Genomic DNA, 16,196 nt, shown 5'->3' on the forward strand with positions numbered 1-16,196 from the left:
CCGCCGAACGGTGACAGGGTGACCCCATGCGCTTCGGACTCTTCATCCCACAGGGCTGGCGGATGGACCTCGTCGGCATCGACCCGTCTCTGCACTGGGGGGTCATGGCCGGGCTGGCGCGCCGCGCGGACGCCGACCACCAGAACTGGGAGTCCATCTGGGTCTACGACCACTTCCACACCGTGCCGATCCCCTCGCACGAGGCGACCCACGAGGCCTGGAGCCTCATGTCGGCCTTCGCGGCCGTGACCGGTCGGGTCCGGCTGGGCCAGATGTGCACCTGCATGAGCTACCGCAACCCGGCCTACCTCGCCAAGGTCGCGGCGACCGTCGACATCATCTCCGAGGGCCGCGTCGAGATGGGCATCGGCGCCGGCTGGTACGAGCACGAGTGGCTCGCCTACGGCTACGGCTTCCCGCGCGCCGGTGAGCGGATCGCGCGGCTCGCCGAGGGCGTCGAGATCTTCCGGCAGATGTGGACCCGCGGCGAGGCCACGCTGGACGGCAAGCACTACCAGGTGGACGGGGCGATCTGCGCGCCGCGACCGCTGCAGGGCACGACCATCGACGGGTCGCCGCGCAACGGCATCCCGATGTGGGTGGCGGGCGGCGGCGAGCAGAAGACGCTGCGCATCGCCGCCGAGTACGCCGACTACACCAACTTCGACGGCACGCCGGAGGGCTTCGTGCACAAGAGCGAGGTCCTGCGTGGTCACTGCGCCGACCTCGGCCGCGACTTCGACGAGATCGTCCGGTCCGCCAACTACAACGTCGTCATCGGGCGCAACCAGCGCGAGGTCGACGACCGACTTGCTTGGTACGAAGACCAGCTCGTGCGCGCCGGCGTCGACGCCGACCGGGCCCGCGGGCAGCGTGAGGACCTCGCGCGCCAGCCGCTCGTCGGCACACCGGACCAGATCGCCGAGACCCTCACGCGCCTCGAGCAGGACGGGATGACCTACGCCATCACCTACTTCGCGGAGGCCGCCTACGACACGTCCGGGCTCGAGCTGTTCGAGCGCGAGGTGATCGGGTCGCTCCACCGACACGGCCGCCGGTGAGCACGAGCGCGGGCAGCACCGCGCGCGCCGGCGTCCTCTATCTGCTCGGCACGGCGCTGCAGGGGGTGGCGCTGCTCGTCATCACCCCGTTCCTCACCTCGACCCTCGGCGCCTCGCGCTACGGGGAGGTCGCGGTGGGGCTGGTGCTGGTCCAGATGGTCTACACGGTGGCGGTGGCGGGGCTGCCGACCGTCATCCTGCGCGAGTGGCACCAGGACGAGCAGGGCCCGCTCGTCGGCCGCGGTCTCGCCGGCGCGATGATCGGCTTCGGGCTCGCGCTCGGCGTCGTCGGGTCGCTCGTCGCGGTCGTGGTGGCGCTCACGACGGACATCCCGCTGCTGCGCGGGGTCTCGCTCGCGTGGAGCGGCGCCGGTCTCACGGGCGTGGCGGCCGGCCAGGCCGTGATGCGCGCTCGCCAGCACCCGGTGGGCTTCTTCGTCCTCGCGCTGGCCTCGACGGCCGTCGCCCAGCTGGCCGGCCTGCTCGCGGCTCGGGTCGACCCCACCCCCGAGGCGTTCCTCGCGGCCTACGGCGTGGCGCTGGTCGCGAGCGCCGGCCTCGCCGTGCTGCTGACCCACCCCATCGTGCGCTGGGGGAGCGTCGCGGCCCGGGTGCGCGCCGGGCTGCGCCTCGCGCTCCCGATGCTGCCGCAGGCGGTCGCCATGATCGGGCTGCTCACCGGGGACGTCTACCTCGTCATGGGGCTGCTCGGCAGCGGCGCGACCGGGTCCTACCAGGCGGCGCTCACCACCTTGGGCAACATGCCCTTCGTCTTGTCGACGGCCCTGTTCAACGCCTGGGGACCCTCGGTCTACGCCCGGCCGCGGGAGGCTCGCTGGCCCTACGCCGCGTCGACCGGCACGCTGCTCACCGCGTTCGTCGCCGTGGGAGGAGCAGGGGTAGCCCTCCTCTCGCCCTGGCTCGTGCCGATCCTCGCGCGCGACCCCAGCTTCGACCACCTCGCCATGGTGCGGGCCGTCGGGCCGATGGCGGCGGTCGCCGTGTTCTACCTGCTCTTCCAGGGCGCGTCGCTCGCGGTCGTGGACGCGGAGCGCACCGGCTGGCTGCTGCGCGCCGCGCTCTCCGGGCTGGTCACCCTCGGAGTCGTCGGCAGCGGGCTGGCGCTGGCCTTCGCGATCCCCGGGATGGCACTCGGTCGCCTGCTCGCCTACGTCGTGCTGGCGGCGGTCGCGATGTGGGCCGGGAGCCGGATCGGCGGGCTGCACTGGGACGCGCGCCGGCTCGGGCCGGTGCTGGCGTTCACCCTGCTCGTCACCGTGCTCGCGGGGGGCTACCTTCCCTCGACCGGCCCTGGAGCCGTGCTGCGGCTGGTGCTCGCGGGCCTGCTGGCGCTCGCCGGACTGGCCGTCGCGCCTCGGCTGCTGCGGCTGGTGCGCCGCTAGACTCGCGCCATGGTCACTCCGCTCGTGCACATGGGACTGGGTTTCGACGACCTGTTGGTTCCCGCCCTCGTCGAGGCCGGTTTCGAGACCAAGGATCTGGTCATGGTGCTGCGGACCGACGCCAACATCGCGTGGGTCAAGAAGCACACCCCACGGGCCACCGTCGTCCGGCTGCCCTACCGGGAGGCCCTGTCGGCCAACGTCGTCTCCGGCCTCACGCCGCACGCCGCGCTCAAGCGGGCCGCCGCGGGGGTCGGGCTGGACGTGCTGGACCTGCTGGTCAGCGAGCGGGCCGTGCGGCGCAACCGGGTGGACGCCGCCATGAACTTCCTCAACCTCGCCGCCGAGGAGCTCGAGGCCGCGATCGCCGGTCGCGGCCCCGTCTTCGCCCTCACCGAGTTCACCGTCGTGTCCGAGCTGCTCACCGCCGGTCTGGTGACCCACCACGGCGGGCTCGCGACCTGGCCGCGCACCATGCGCCTGCCGGCGGAGCGGTTCGGCCTGTTCGGGGCACCGCTCGGCATCGACCTGTTCCGCCGCACGGTCACCGACGAGGCCGCCGTGGAGCGCGGCCGCGAGTACCTCCCCGAGTGGTTGGAGAAGCAGGGCCGACCGTCCTACTTCGCCTCCAACAACAAGGTCGAGTCGCGCCAGGAGATCATCCGGCTCGCCAAGGACCGCATCGCCGAGTTCGCCGTGGACCGCGGCACCAACATGCAGCTCCCCAAGCCCACGGACTACGCCCGGCTCCCGTGGCTCAACCCGATCCGCTCCCGGATGAACCTGCGCACCTACCAGTCGCGTCACTGGGACCCGCTGCCCGAGCGGTTCGTCTTCATGCCGCTGCACGTGCAGCCCGAGTCCAGCGTCGACGTGATGGGCCGCGAGTGGCGCGACCAGGCCTACACCGCCGTCGTGCTGGCGGACGCGCTCGCCGGCACCGGCATCACGGTGGCGGTCAAGGAGCACGCCAACTTCATGTGGCGGCGCGACCCCGACTTCTGGCCGGTCCTCGACCGGCACCCCGGTGTGGCGTGCGTCGACCCGCACGGCGACTCGCGCCAGATGGCCCGCGACGCCGTCTTCACCCTGACCGCCACCGGGACCGTCGGCCTCGAGGCGGGCCTGATGGGTCGCCCGGTGGTGAGCGGGGCCGCGATGCCGTGGACCGAGCTCGGCAACATCGCCTACCTCGAGCGCCCCGACGACCTGACCGAGTTCGTGGCCGAGCGCGGCTGGGAGCACCTGCACGAGAGCCCGCAGCGGATCGCCGACTGGTTCGCCGAGGACTACGTGCGCAACTCCTGGCTCGGCAACGTCCTCGACCCGCCGCGCGTCCCGGAGGTCCTCGAGCCGGACAACCTGCGCCGCCTCGGCGCGGCCTTCGCCGAGGCCGCCGCCACGCTGCGCTGACGCCGGCGCTGGTTCCTCACGAGGCGGCGCGCCGGTCAGGCCGGCACGACCACGCCGCGGCGCAGCAGCTCGCGGGTGACGCCCACCCCGAGCTCGGCGGCGGTCACGACCGCGCCGTCGAGGAGCCGGTCGAGGCCGGCCCGGTCCACGTCGCCGGACTCGACCACCAGGCTCGCGACGCGCGAGCTCAGCCGGAGCCGGTCGGCCGAGACGTTGCCCGTAGATCCAGCGCCGGCGTCCGGCGCGACCGTCAGCTGCAGGTGCGGGCGCAACCGCACCCGAGAGTGGTCGGTGAGGTCGAGCGCGGCCTGCACCTGAGCGACCGGGGAGACCGGTGACGTGCGTGTGCTGGAGCGGTCTCGTCGGGCCAGGGCCGCGGCGACATCAGCGGGCTCGAGCTCCGAGATCGCCTGCAGCAGAGCGTCTTTGGCCTGCTGGAAGACGTCGGGCGCGGTGCTGGCGAAAGCCTCGGCGGTGCTGAGGTCGGCGCCGAGCGGCAATGACCGGCGGATCTGTTCGTCCCGACCGAGGCGGCTCATCGCGGCACTGCTCAGCTGGTGCGCGACCTCGTGGACGGTCCAGCTGTGCACGCCGATCGTCACGTGCGACGACACCTGCCCGAGCGCCTTGGCCGAGTGCAGGAAGCCGCGCGGCAGATAGAGGCAGTCACCGGGCTCGAGCACCGTGTCGATGACGGGCTCGCCGAGCGCCGCCTCGGCCACCTCGGCGCGGCGCTCGTCCCACGGGTCGGAGCGCAGCGGAGCGGGATGGACGGGTTCGTGGATCCGCCAGGCCTTGCTGCCCGATGTCTGCAGCACGAAGACGTCGTGGATGTCGTAGTGAGCGGCGAACCCCTGGTTCTGCGGGGGCGTGATGTAGGCGTTGATCTGCACCGGGTGCCCGAGGTCCTCGGTCAGCTGCTGGCCGAGCTCGAGCAACGGCGGCCAGGTGCGGTGCAGCCCCTGGCCGACCAGGGTGGCCCCGTCGGCGAACAGCGCGAGCAGGTCGTCGTCGCTCACCTGGTCGGTCACCCCGGCCCCGACCCCGCCGCCGCGGGTGAACGCGCGGTCGGGCAGCGCGGAGCCGTCCTTGGCGACCCGCAGGAACGGCGTGCGTAGACCGCGCCGCGAGACCAGCTCGTCGATCGCGTCCGGGCCGAACAGGTCGTCGAACGGCTGGGGCAGGTCGGCGGCGCGCACGAGCAACGGCCGCGACCCCCACGTCGAGGACGCGAAGTCCTCGACATGGGGGCCGACGAGCCGGCGCAGCGCAGGACGCTCGCGCTGGGGACCCACTGCTGCTAGCGGGGCTCGGCGCCCGCGTCGGCACCGCCGTCGGCGCCGTGGTCACGGTCGTAGCCTGGGTCCACCACACCTCCGCGGCCGGCCTCGGCGTCGGCACCGTGGTCGGCGCCGTGGTCGCGGTCGTGGCTGGTGCCTGCGCCCGCGTCCGCACCGCCGTCGGCACCGTGGTCGCGGTCGGTGCCCGCGCCGCCGGCCACACCGGAGCGCCCGGCCTCGGCGTCGGCACCGTGGTCGGCGCCGTGGTCACGGTCGTGGCTGGTGCCCGCACCCGCGTCCGCGCCGCCGTCGGCGCCATGGTCGCGGTCATAGCCCGCGTCGCCGGCCGGGGCGTTCTCGAGGTCGGTCTGGGTGCCGAGCGGCTCGCTGCTGTCGTTGCGCGCCCGGTCCTCCATCTCCTCGGTCGTGAGGACGTGGACCTCGCCCTCGGCGGGGGCCGCAGCACCCGCACCGCGCCCGGCCTCGGCGTCGGCACCGTGGTCGGCTCCGTGGTCGCGGTCGTGGCTGGTGCCTGCGCCCGCGTCAGCGCCGCCGTCGGCGCCATGGTCGCGGTCGTAGCCCGCGCCGCCGGCCACACCGGAGCGCCCGGCCTCGGCGTCGGCACCGTGGTCGGCGCCGTGGTCACGGTCGTGGCTGGTGCCCGCTCCCGCGTCAGCGCCGCCGTCGGCACCGTGGTCGCGGTCGTAGCCCGCGCCGGCCGCACCGGCGTCGGCGCCCTTGTCATCGGTGGGGTAGAGCCCGGAGGCCGACACCGCACCCGCCTCGCCGTCAGCGGCGGTGCGGAAGACGTCGCCGTCCTTCGCGGGCACACCGTCGGTGGTGTCGTCCCGGCGGTCGCGCATGTTCTCGTCCGACATGTGTCCTCCTCGTCGAGGGGGCGTGGCCAAAGTGCCGCTGCCCGTCTGGTGTGCTCGACGCTATACCCGGGCCGCACGTCGCGCATTCCTGGCGGGCCCAGGTGGCAAGGGTAGGCTCGGCGTGTGCGAGCCACTGCTGACTTCGACCTGTTCAAGACCTCCGACGACCACGAGGAGATCCGCGCGGTGCTGCGCGAGGTGGTTGCCGAGAAGATCACCCCGCACGCCGCCGAGGTCGACGAGACCGGCGCCTTCCCGCAGCACGCGTTCGACGCGCTCCGCGCGCTCGACCTGCACGCCCCGCACATCCCCGAGGCCTACGAGGGCGTGGGTGCGGACGCGCTCGCCACCTGCATCGTCATCGAGGAGGTCGCACGCGGCTGTGCCTCCAGCTCGCTCATCCCCGCGGTCAACAAGCTCGGCACGATGCCGCTGATCCTCGGCGCGGACGAGGAGGTGCTCCAGCGCTACCTGCCTCCGGTAGCCCGTGGCGAGGCGATGTTCTCCTACGGCCTGTCCGAGCGGGAGGCCGGGTCCGACACGGCGGCGATGCGCACGCGCGCCCGCGCCGAGGGCGACAAGTGGGTCCTCAACGGGCAGAAGGCGTGGATCAGCAACGCCGGCGTGTCCGAGTTCTACACCGTCCTGGCCGTGACCGACCCCGACGGACGCCGGGGTGCCAACATCACCGCCTTCGTCGTCGAGAAGGGCGACGAGGGGTTCGGCTTCAGCGAGCCCGAGCGCAAGATGGGCATCCACGGCAGCCCCACGCGCGAGCTGCATCTCGACAACGTGCGGATCCCCGACAGCCGCCGGGTCGGCCCCGTCGGTGACGGGCTGAAGATCGCGCTGCGCACCCTCGACCACACCCGCATCACCATCGGTGCGCAGGCGGTCGGCATCGCCCAGGGAGCCCTCGACACGGCGCTCGCCTACGTCAAGGAGCGCAAGCAGTTCGGCAAGGCCATCGCCGAGTTCCAGGGCCTGCAGTTCATGATCGCGGACATGGCGATGGAGCTGGAGGCGGCCCGCCAGCTCGTCTACGTGGCCGCGGCCCGGTCCGAGCGCGACGATGCCGACCTGCCCTTCTTCGGCGCGGCGGCGAAATGCTTCGCGTCCGACGTCGCGATGAAGGTCACGACCGACGCCGTCCAGCTGCTCGGGGGAGCCGGCTACACGAGGGACTTCCCGGTGGAGCGGATGATGCGCGACGCGAAGATCACCCAGATCTACGAGGGCACCAACCAGATCCAGCGCATGGTGATGGCCCGCCAGCTGCTCAAGGGCTGACGCATGACCGGGTCCCCGCGCGTCGCGGCCGTCCTCGTCACCTGGAACCGTCGTCAGCTGCTGGCCGAGTCCATCGCTGCGCTGCAGGCCCAGACCTACCCGCTGGCGCACCTCGTGGTCGTCGACAACGCCTCGACCGACGGCACCGCCGAGGACCTGGCCGTCGCCGAGGGCATCGACGTCGTCACCTCGAGCCGAAACACCGGTGGCGCAGGCGGATTCGCGATCGGGCTGCAGCGGGCCCTCGCGCTCGGCTGCGACGCCGTCTGGTTGATGGACGACGACACCGTCCCGACCCCCACGGCGCTCGCGGCGCTCGTCGCGGCACGAGACGAGTTCTCGCTCGGCACACCGGCGCTCGTCGCGAGCAAGGTCGTGTGGACCGACGGCCGCGACCACCCCATGAACACGCCCCGAGCGAATCCCTTTGCGACACAGCAGGAGAAGGACGCCGCCGCGGCGATCGGGTGCATCCCGGTGCGCACCGCGTCGTTCGTCTCGATCCTCGTCGACGCTGCCGTCGTGCAGGACCGGGGCCTGCCGGTCGCCGACTACTTCTTGTGGAACGACGACTTCGAATACTCCGCGCGGCTCGTCAAGGGCGGCCACGGGCTCTACTGCCCGGCGTCCGTCGTCGTGCACAAGACCAAGACCTTCGGCTCGTCGGACGCCGACCCGGGCAAGCGGTTCTACTACGAGGTCCGCAACAAGGGCTGGGTCTTCGGGCGCTCGCGCTCGCTGTCGCCGAAGGAGAAGCTCGTCTACGGCGGCTCGACGCTGCTGCGCTGGGGCCGCACGTTCGCGCACTCGACGGACCGGTCCACGCTGGGCCGCGAGCTGCTGCGCGGGGCCAAGGACGCGCTGATCGCCGGCCCGCGCTCGACCGAGGCGTTGATCGCCGAGGTAACCCGGCCGGTCGACGGCGACACGCCGCTGGAGGACCCGAGCGCCCGGCGCGAGGACTTCTCGGTGCTGCTCAGCTGCTACGCCAAGGACGACCCGGGGCTGCTCGCCGACGCGGTGCGCTCGGTCACCGACGAGCAGACGCGTCGGCCGGCCCAGCTGGTGCTGGTGCTCGACGGGCCGCTCCCGGACGCCCTGCGGACGACGGTCGACGAGCTGGCCGCCGCCTCGTCGGTGCCCGTCACGCTCGTCCCGCTGCCGGCCAACGTGGGGCTCGGCCCCGCGCTGCAGGCCGGGCTGGCCGCGTGCGAGCACGACATCGTCGCCCGCATGGACGCCGACGACATCACGCTGCCGCAACGGTTCGCCCGGCAGGTGCCGCTGCTCGAGCAGGGGTGCGACCTGGTCAGCTCGGCGATGCTCGAGATGGGCGCCGACCGGCACGACATCGTCGGCCGGCGGGTGCCACCCCTCACTCCCGAGCAGATCCGGGCGACCAGCCGCTTCGCCCAGCCGTTCAACCACCCCACCGTCGTCTACCGCAAGACCCTGGTCCAGGCGGTCGGTGGCTACACCGACCTGGCCAACATGGAGGACTACCTGCTGTTCGCCAAGATGATCCTGGCCGGTGCGCAGGTGGCCAACGTCGCCGAGCCGCTGCTGCTCTACCGGGTCGGCCAGGGCGCCTACGCCCGGCGCGGTGGCACCGGGATGCTCGCGACCGAGTGGCGCCTGCAGCGGGCGTTCCGCGAGATCGGCTTCACCACCGCGGGCCAGCAGGCGCGCAACCTCACGGTGCGGGGGGTCTACCGGCTGGTGCCGGAGTCGTTGCGCAAGAACGCCTACCGGGCCCTGCTCGCGACCCGGGGCGAGCGGCGTGCAGACCGCCGGGGCGAGCGCGAATCCGGCTGAGGTCAGCCGGTCTTCACCAGGTCGGACGCCTCGATGGGCTCGTCGTTGCTGATCTTGTCGAAGATCGCCTTGGCCTTGGTCGAGTCCCACTTCACGGCCGTGCCGGCGTAGGTCGAGTAAGACTCGGTCTCGATCGGGACGACCGTCGACAGGGTCGAGCCGGAGCTGGTGCCCTTCATCGTGCGCAGCAGGGTGACCATGTCCATCATCGACGCGTCCTGGCCGATCGTCAGCCCGCTGCTCGCCGCATGGGTGAACGACCAGTAGCGCCAGGGGAGCAGGACGGTCGCGGGGCTGAGCGCCTTGCTCATGATCGCCGAGAGGAACTGACGCTGGCGCTCGGCGCGACCGATGTCGCCGCGCGGGTCGGAGTAGCGTGCGCGCACGAAGCCGAGGGCGTTGGCGCCGTTGAGCGTCTGGGTGCCCTTCTTGAGGTTGATGCCCGCGCGCCAGTCGTTCATGTCGAACGGCACGTCGATCGTGACGCCGCCGAGCGAGTCGACGACGGACGCGAACCCGGCGAAGCCGATCTCGACGTAGTCGTCGATCCGGACGCCGGTGTTCTGCTCGACGGTGTCGACCAGCAGCTTGGCGTTGCCCTGGGTCGGTGTGGCGTTGATCGAGAAGGACGCGTTGATCTTGTTCTTGCGGTGCCCCGGGATGGACACCCAGCTGTCCCGGGGGATCGACATCATGACGGCCTTGCCGCCGTTGCCGGGGACGTGCACCAGGATGATCGAGTCGGTGCGCGCGCCCTCGTCGGAGCCCGTGGACAGGTCCTGCTTCTGCGCGTCGGTCAGGCCCGCGCGCGAGTCCGAGCCGACGAGCAGGTAGTTGTGGCCACCGGCGTTGGTGGGGCGGTCGTCGGTGGGCGTCGCGTCGACCCGAGTCACCTTGTTCCACGCGTCGATCGGAGCCCACACGAGGAAGGCGAGCCAGAGGGCTACCAGCACCGCGATCCAGCGCAGCCAGTGCCGACGGCCGCGCGGGCGGCGGGAGCGTGGGGGACGGGGAGCGCGGGTCGCGCCACCGGACACCGGCCGTGCGGGCGCGTCGTGCTCGCTGCGGTGCAGGTCCGGGTCGGCGTCGCGCTGGTCGCGCACGGGGCGTGCGCCGTCCGCCGGACTGGCCGCACGGGCGGGGCCGGTGGCGGCGGAACGGGCCCGGGACTGGTCGCGGCGGCGGGTGCTCTCGGTCCAGCGGCCGGCCGGGGCACGGGTGTCGATGACGTAGGGCTCGTGCTCGTCGTGGTCCTCGTGGTCGCGGGACGGGTCGTCAGTCACGATGGGTCGAGGTGCCTTCGTCGTCGGGGTCGGTGAGCGTGGAGCGGTCCTGGGCCTGCCTCCCCGGCTCGGTGGGCGCCTCCATTGTGGACCAGCGAGAGGTGAGTTCCGGGTAGCGACGCAGGGATTCGTCGAGCGCGATGCGCCGCGCCAGCCTCGTGTAGCGCGTCTCCATGTCGCGGAACTTCAGGTAGGAGTTCATCGCGTAGCCGAGGAACGCGACCACGAGGATGTAGAGCACCATGTCGGCGCCACGGCCGACGCCCACGAGGTTGGCGAGGTGGGTCCAGGTGTTGGGGACGAGCACGGAGAAGATCGCGACGATCCCGAAGAGCGCCATGCCGAGGCGGCGCAGCGCCTGGGTGCGGGCACCGCGCACGGTGATCAGGCGATAGACGACGACCATGACGGCGGCGACCAGGAAGGCCTGGATCAAGAGCTTCATCGCAGCATCAGCTCCACGAGGATGTTGACGGAGTTCCACAGCGACTGACCCTTGGACATCGAGTAGTCGGTGTAGAGGATGTGGACCGGTGCCTCCTCGTAGCGCAGCGGCCGACCATCCAGCCGCATCTCACCGAACTGGGCGACCAGCTCGGAGGCGTGCGCCATGCGGTTCTGGGTGATGTCGACCCGCTCGACCACCGGCCGGCTCAGCACGCGTAGACCGTTGTGCGCGTCGGTGAGCCGGGTGTGCGTCGTGGCGTTGGTGTAGGCGACGGCGAGGCGCAGCACGAGCTTCTTCAGCCGGGACGGCTGGGTGCGCTCGTCGAGGAAGCGGGAGCCGATGACCAGGTCGAGGTCGTTGCGGCGCAGCTGGTCGAGCATGACCAGGACGTCGTCGATCTGGTGCTGGCCGTCGGCGTCGAAGGTGACGACGTACTCCATGCGCGGGTCGGCGAGCGCGAACTCGAAGCCGGTCTGCAGCGCGGCGCCCTGCCCGAGGTTGACCGGGTGCTGCACCAGGTGCGCACCGGCCGCCAGCGCCTCGGCTGCGGATGCGTCGCGGGACCCGTCGTCGACGCAGACGACGTTGGGGAACGTGGCTCGCGCGTGGCGGACGACGTCGCCGATGACCGTTGCCTCGTTGTAGAGCGGCACCACCAGCCACACGTTCTCGTTCACCCGTGACACGATACGGGCTAACGGAACAGGGCACGCGTAGGGCGCGCCTGCGGCGAAGGGTAGGTGGATGAGCGCAGCGGCACCCCACCTGCTTGTCGTGACGACGAACCTGCACCAGAACGCCGGAGGCGTTCAGGAGCACCTCAAGGCGCTGCTGCCCCGGTTGGTGGAGCGCGGTCTACGGACGACGGCGATCTATCTCGGCGACCCCGAGCCGCCCCAGCTCGTCGACGGGGTGCAGGTCCTCGCCCTGCAGCGGCACCTGGACGTGCGCGAGGTCCTGGGGGTGCCGCACCCCGGCGACTGGGGCCGCATCGAGCGGCTGGTGCGCGACGGCGACCTGCTCGGCGGACCGCCGGTGACGGCGATCGCGACGCACACCCGCTTCTTCCCGATGAGCTATCTCGGGGTGCGGCTCGGCCGCCGCCTCAACATCCCGACCCTGCACACCGAGCACGGCGGCGGCTCGGTCATCACGGCCTCCGCGCCCTATCGCGCCACCAGCCTCGCCGTAGACCTCACGATGGGTCGCGCGGTCCTGCGCGGTGCCGATCGGGTCCTCGCGGTGTCCGAGCGCTCGGCGGCGTTCGTGGAGCGGCTCAGCGGCGTGTCCGCCCACGTGCTGAACAACGGCGTCGACCTGGCGTCCTGGGAGCGGCCGAGAGGGGTGCGCGCCCCGGCGGGTCCGCGTGCTCTGGTGTTCGTCGGCCGGCTGGTCCCCGAGAAGGGGTGGCGCACCTTCCTCGACGTCGTCGAGGCGGCCCGGGGGGCCGGTCACCCGGGGACGGCGCACGTCTTCGGCGCTGGGCCGGACGAGGAAGCGGCCCAGCGCGAGGTGACGACCCGCGGCATCGCCGACGTGGTCTTCCACGGGCACGCGACCGCGGCGCAGATGGCTCCCGCGCTGAGCGGCGCGGTCTTCGTCAACCCGACGCTGGCGGCCGAGGGCTTCCAGCTCACCCTCGTCGAGGCGGCGGCCGCCGGGGCGTCGGTCGCGAGCTACGCGGTGGGCGGCGTGGACGAGCTGGGCCACGCCGGGTGCGTCGACCTGACCAGCGTCCCCCAGGGGGACGAGGCCGGGCTGACGCAGAGCGTGCTCGCCCTGCTGGCGAGCCCGCCCCCGGAGGTGGTGCACGACGACCTGGCCCGGTGGGACTGGGATCATGTCGCGGACGCCTACCTCGAGCACGTGCGGGCCTTGCGCACCCGCTGAGCCGGCGCGCCACGGTCAGGAGCACGATGGACATCCAGAACCACTTCTACGGTCACAGCGCCCTGCTCGCGCAGGCTGCGGGGTTGCCGCGGGCGCGTCACCTGGCCGGTCTGCTGCAGCACGGCTGGGTGGGGCGCTCACCGCTGCAGGTCAACTTCGGCGACTTCCCCGACGTCGGCGCGGCCGGTGACGGCCGACGCCTGCTCGTGTGGACGCACGAGTCGCGCGCCTGGAGCCCCGACCCCCGCCCGACCCGGCCCACGACCCCCATCGGCGCGCCCTGGCTCTACGCCGTGGCGGTGGCGTCCGGCGCGGGTCCGGGACCCTCGGGGGTTCACATCCCCCGTCCCACGACGGTCGCTGACGCCCGGCCGGTGATCATGCCGATGCACGGCACCCACGTGCTGTCGGTGCAGACCGATCACGGTGAGCTCGCCCGCTACTACGCCGACACCGAGGGCTCGTCGCTGGTCTGCCTGCACCACGAGGACCTGGCGCGCCCCGAGGTGGTGCGCGCCTGGGCCGCGGCCGGGCACGAGGTCGTGTCGGCCGGCGGGCGGTTCGACCCGCTCTTCCTGCCGCGTCTGCTCACCGGCCTCGGCGGGGCGTCGCGGGTCGTTTCGAACCGGCTGTCCACGTCGGTGTGGTACGCCGCGTCGCTGGGCGTGCCCTCCTGCGTCCACGGTCCCCGGGCCCTGATGGCGGGGGAGTCCCCGGACGTCGTCGAGCGGCTCGAGCGGCTGTGGCCCGAGGTGCACACCACCAGCCCGGACGTCGACGCCGTCCGCGCGGTAGCCGACGCCGAGCTGGGCGCGCAGCACGTCCGCGAGCCCGAGGAGCTGCGGCGGCTGCTCGGCTGGGAGGGTGCCTTCTCGGCGCGCCCGGCGTTCGACTACTGGCTCGGCGCGCCGCTGCAGAAGGCCGCGACCGTTCTCGGGCTGCGTCGACGTAGCGCCGGCGCTCACCAGGTGGAGCCGGCGGGCGTGGGTGGCGAGGCTGGTGTCGAGTGTGGGGTTCAGTCTGGTGGCCCGTCAGAGGTTGAGTCGGGTAGCGCGTCAGGAGTCGGGTCCGGTAGCGCGGCAGGTGTTGAGTCGGCTGACGGGCACTCCTCGTTGGCCGCGCAGCCGAGCCCGCTCTCGTTCCTGCGCCACCCGCTGTCGCACCTGCCGCGGCAGCTGCCCCGCTCGACCTGGGCGGGCGAGCCCGTGCCCTGGCTGCGGCCGCCCGCCTGACCTGGCGCCCTGCGGTGGGCCCGAAAACTCCGCAGCGGCGCAGGAATGGGGATCTGCGCAGGAACGCGTGAGAGGCCGCCCTCCCGACCCTGCGCACCTCACGGGGTCGTGCGCAGGTCACGGCATCCTGCGCAGATCCACGCCTCGACCACACCTCGACCACGCCTCGACCATCCCGCGACCCGATCGGCAGGCGAGCCGCCCTCGGGTGCGGCCCAAGGTCTACGGGGTCGTGGTGGTTGGCGCCCTCATCACGGCTCCCCGCGTACCGCTCGGCGTACCGCTCGGACGGATTTATGGCCCGATCTACCCGCTTTGACCGTTCAAACTCCCGTGGATCCGGCCGAGGCGCACGGCAGCTGCGCGGGAAACGGGGATCTGCGCACGAACGCGTGAGACGCCGCCCTCCCGACCCTGCGCAGGTCACGGGATCCTGCGCAGATCCACCCGGCCCGGGCCATCCCACGTCCCCGGTGGCCGACCAACCGCCCCGCGGCGTACCTCCCGGACGGATCCATGGCCAGATCCACCCGTTGTGACCGTTCAAACGCCCGCGAATCCGTCCGAGGCGCACGGCGCCGATCGCGTAGACCTCCCGCTGACCTACGGACGTAGACCCACCGACCCAGCCACGGCCCTCAGCGACCCAGCACCCGCCGCAGGACGTGCAGGGCGAGCAGGCCGAGCGCGACGGCGACGAGCAGCCGGGTCCACTGCAGCACGCCGCTCGTGGGCAGCAGCGCACCGAGCGCGCAGCCGACCGCCCCGATGGCGAAGGGTCGAGCGAGGACCCGCTCGTGCCAACGGATCTCGCTGACCCGGCGACGCAGCAGCGCGACGCCCACGAGCTGGGCCAGGTAGGCGAGGGGGTAGCCCGCGGCCACGAGTCGCAGGTCCAGCGAGCCGAGCAGTGCGGCCCCGAGAACGCCGATCCCGAGCGACAGGGGAGTGACGAGGGCGAGGCCGAGCGTGCGCCCGGAGAGGAACACCAGATGGGCGTTCGCGAGATACCCGATGGCGAGCACGGTGCCGAACGCGGCGATCGCGGCCGACGCCGTGAAGTGCACCGGGCGGTAGGTCGCGGGGGCGAACAGCTGCAGCAACCAGGGCGCGAGCACGGCGACGCCGCCGGCGACGGTCGCGGTGAGCGAGCCGATGTCTACGGTGGTGCGCTCCAGGACGGCCGCGCGGTGCGCCGGATCCGCGGCGTAGACCGTGGGCGCCCACGAGTTGTTGAGCGACGAGGTCACCACGCCGGGGGCCGCGCCGAGCAGCAGCGCCGGGCTGAGCAGCGCCGCCGCCGCCCGTCCCGCGAGGCCCGAGGCGACGAACAGCAGCCCGTAGCTCGTGCAGTAGAGCGCCACCAGGTGCGGCAGGATCGGCAGTCCCATCCGCAGGGCCGCGGCGAACGCGCCGGGCTCGAGCGACCGCTCGGCTCCGCGCAGGCAGAGCCCGAGCCCCACCAACCCGGCGAGGGCGTAGCCGAGCAGCACCCCCACGAGGTAGACCGTGGCGGTGCGTTCGCGGACCAGCAGCAGCACCAGCCCGAGGACGGGCCCGCCGAGCGTCGCGAGCACCGAGACCTGCACGAAGGCGAACGGTCGATCGAGCACCCGCAGCATCGCCTGGGCGTCCTCGACGGCGACGAAGCAGCCACCGGCGAGCAGGGCGACGACGGCCGCCGACCGCACGTCGGGGTCGAGGGCGGCGCCCCAGAGCGGGGCCGTCGCAGCGCCGAGGAGTGCCACCCCGAGGCCAAGTGCCGAGCCGCGCAGCAGCAGGGCTCGCGCGCCTGCCGGGCCGGCGGCCGTGGCGAGCCCGGTGCGGGTGATGACCGACGGCATCCCGAGGCTCGCGACCATCATGGTCACCTGCAGGACGACGAGCGCCTGGACCACGAGTCCCATCTGGGCGGGCTCGGTCGCGAAGACGCGGGTCAGTGCCGGCGTGACGAGCGTGTTGGCGAGGATGGGGCCGGCCGTGCCGAGCGCGTAGATCGCCCCACGCCCGAAGACCCCCCGGCTCGCTGCTGCCGCAGCGGCCTGCCCATCGGTCTGCGCGCCGGCGCCTGGCCCGGCTGCCGCGGCGGCCTGCTCACCAGCCCCCGACGTGGCCGTCTCCTGCGAGTCCATGGTCCGGTCAGCGTAGTGCCGCAACCCCTCGGCGTGGGACGCGGTCGGGCGCTCGCACGGTAGTAGCCTGT

General features: G+C 72.8%; 13 protein-coding genes. 7 read left to right on the plus strand and 6 right to left on the minus strand.

All coding sequences use genetic code 11. The features are described from left to right. Nucleotides 1–26: 26 nt before the first annotated feature. Genes MM440_RS15315 through MM440_RS15325 form a run of 3 tightly spaced genes read left to right on the plus strand, consistent with a single transcriptional unit; the run spans nt 27 to nt 3,877 of the window. Entirely contained in the window at nt 27–1,061 is a 1,035-nt protein-coding gene (locus tag MM440_RS15315; protein WP_241445528.1) for an LLM class F420-dependent oxidoreductase, read from the plus strand. Next, a complete protein-coding gene (locus MM440_RS15320; protein WP_241445530.1) occupies nt 1,058–2,464 on the plus strand; it encodes a lipopolysaccharide biosynthesis protein in 1,407 nt (468 codons plus the stop codon). The genes MM440_RS15315 and MM440_RS15320 overlap by 4 nt, the downstream gene beginning before the upstream one ends. 9 nt (nt 2,465–2,473) lie before the next feature. After that, a complete protein-coding gene (locus tag MM440_RS15325; protein ID WP_241445532.1) occupies nt 2,474–3,877 on the plus strand; it encodes a hypothetical protein in 1,404 nt (467 codons plus the stop codon). Nucleotides 3,878–3,912: 35 nt separating this feature from the next. On the opposite strand, the gene MM440_RS15330 is transcribed toward MM440_RS15325, so the two are convergent. Both MM440_RS15330 and MM440_RS15335 read right to left on the minus strand, forming a co-directional pair. Continuing rightward, on the minus strand, nt 3,913–5,172 hold the full coding sequence (locus MM440_RS15330) for a cupin domain-containing protein (protein ID WP_241445540.1): 1,260 nt from the start codon (nt 5,170–5,172) through the stop codon (nt 3,913–3,915). A 5-nt stretch (nt 5,173–5,177) separates the two neighbouring features. After that, the gene (locus MM440_RS15335; RefSeq protein WP_241445542.1) at nt 5,178–6,035 is read right to left on the minus strand and encodes a hypothetical protein; all 858 of its coding nucleotides are present in this window, start codon (nt 6,033–6,035) and stop codon (nt 5,178–5,180) included. Between the two features lie 123 nt (nt 6,036–6,158). Between MM440_RS15335 and MM440_RS15340 the strand changes: the two genes are divergently transcribed. Both MM440_RS15340 and MM440_RS15345 read left to right on the plus strand, forming a co-directional pair. Then, nucleotides 6,159–7,325 carry an acyl-CoA dehydrogenase family protein gene (locus MM440_RS15340; protein WP_241445544.1) on the plus strand — a complete coding sequence of 389 codons (1,167 nt, stop codon included), beginning with the start codon at nt 6,159–6,161 and terminating at the stop codon, nt 7,323–7,325. 3 nt (nt 7,326–7,328) lie between these two features. Next, a complete protein-coding gene (locus MM440_RS15345) occupies nt 7,329–9,140 on the plus strand; it encodes a glycosyltransferase family 2 protein (RefSeq protein ID WP_241445552.1) in 1,812 nt (603 codons plus the stop codon). A gap of 2 nt (nt 9,141–9,142) precedes the next feature. Here MM440_RS15345 and MM440_RS17440 read toward each other — a convergent pair whose 3' ends face one another. The 3 genes from MM440_RS17440 to MM440_RS15360 are packed head-to-tail and all read right to left on the minus strand — an operon-like array spanning nt 9,143 to nt 11,548. Further along, on the minus strand, nt 9,143–10,423 hold the full coding sequence (locus tag MM440_RS17440) for an LCP family protein (RefSeq protein WP_241445554.1): 1,281 nt from the start codon (nt 10,421–10,423) through the stop codon (nt 9,143–9,145). Beyond that, complete coding sequence (locus MM440_RS15355; protein ID WP_241445556.1) at nt 10,416–10,868, minus strand: DUF2304 domain-containing protein; 453 nt, start codon at nt 10,866–10,868, stop codon at nt 10,416–10,418. Before MM440_RS15355 ends, MM440_RS17440 begins: the two co-directional genes overlap by 8 nt. Beyond that, on the minus strand, nt 10,865–11,548 hold the full coding sequence (locus tag MM440_RS15360; RefSeq protein WP_241445558.1) for a glycosyltransferase family 2 protein: 684 nt from the start codon (nt 11,546–11,548) through the stop codon (nt 10,865–10,867). The genes MM440_RS15355 and MM440_RS15360 overlap by 4 nt, the downstream gene beginning before the upstream one ends. A 67-nt stretch (nt 11,549–11,615) precedes the next feature. Between MM440_RS15360 and MM440_RS15365 the strand changes: the two genes are divergently transcribed. Both MM440_RS15365 and MM440_RS15370 read left to right on the plus strand, forming a co-directional pair. Next, complete coding sequence (locus tag MM440_RS15365; protein WP_241445560.1) at nt 11,616–12,761, plus strand: glycosyltransferase family 4 protein; 1,146 nt, start codon at nt 11,616–11,618, stop codon at nt 12,759–12,761. Between the two features lie 26 nt (nt 12,762–12,787). After that, entirely contained in the window at nt 12,788–13,993 is a 1,206-nt protein-coding gene (locus MM440_RS15370) for a hypothetical protein (RefSeq protein ID WP_241445569.1), read from the plus strand. A 638-nt stretch (nt 13,994–14,631) separates the two neighbouring features. On the opposite strand, the gene MM440_RS15375 is transcribed toward MM440_RS15370, so the two are convergent. Beyond that, a complete protein-coding gene (locus tag MM440_RS15375; protein WP_241445571.1) occupies nt 14,632–16,125 on the minus strand; it encodes a polysaccharide biosynthesis protein in 1,494 nt (497 codons plus the stop codon). Nucleotides 16,126–16,196: the final 71 nt, after the last annotated feature.

It is taken from the genome of Arsenicicoccus piscis, from assembly GCF_022568835.1.
Lineage (GTDB): Bacteria > Actinomycetota > Actinomycetes > Actinomycetales > Dermatophilaceae > Arsenicicoccus > Arsenicicoccus piscis.

Bases quoted from the DNA above. Each gene is read 5' to 3' on its own strand.
- MM440_RS15345 (WP_241445552.1), top strand. From the start codon at position 7,329: ATGACCGGGTCCCCGCGCGTCGCGGCCGTCCTCGTCACCTGGAACCGT.
- MM440_RS15335 (WP_241445542.1), bottom strand. From the start codon at position 6,035: ATGTCGGACGAGAACATGCGCGACCGCCGGGACGACACCACCGACGGT.
- MM440_RS15315 (WP_241445528.1), top strand. From the start codon at position 27: ATGCGCTTCGGACTCTTCATCCCACAGGGCTGGCGGATGGACCTCGTC.
- MM440_RS15355 (WP_241445556.1), bottom strand. From the start codon at position 10,868: ATGAAGCTCTTGATCCAGGCCTTCCTGGTCGCCGCCGTCATGGTCGTC.
- MM440_RS15370 (WP_241445569.1), top strand. From the start codon at position 12,788: ATGGACATCCAGAACCACTTCTACGGTCACAGCGCCCTGCTCGCGCAG.
- MM440_RS15365 (WP_241445560.1), top strand. From the start codon at position 11,616: ATGAGCGCAGCGGCACCCCACCTGCTTGTCGTGACGACGAACCTGCAC.
- MM440_RS15325 (WP_241445532.1), top strand. From the start codon at position 2,474: ATGGTCACTCCGCTCGTGCACATGGGACTGGGTTTCGACGACCTGTTG.
- MM440_RS15375 (WP_241445571.1), bottom strand. From the start codon at position 16,125: ATGGACTCGCAGGAGACGGCCACGTCGGGGGCTGGTGAGCAGGCCGCC.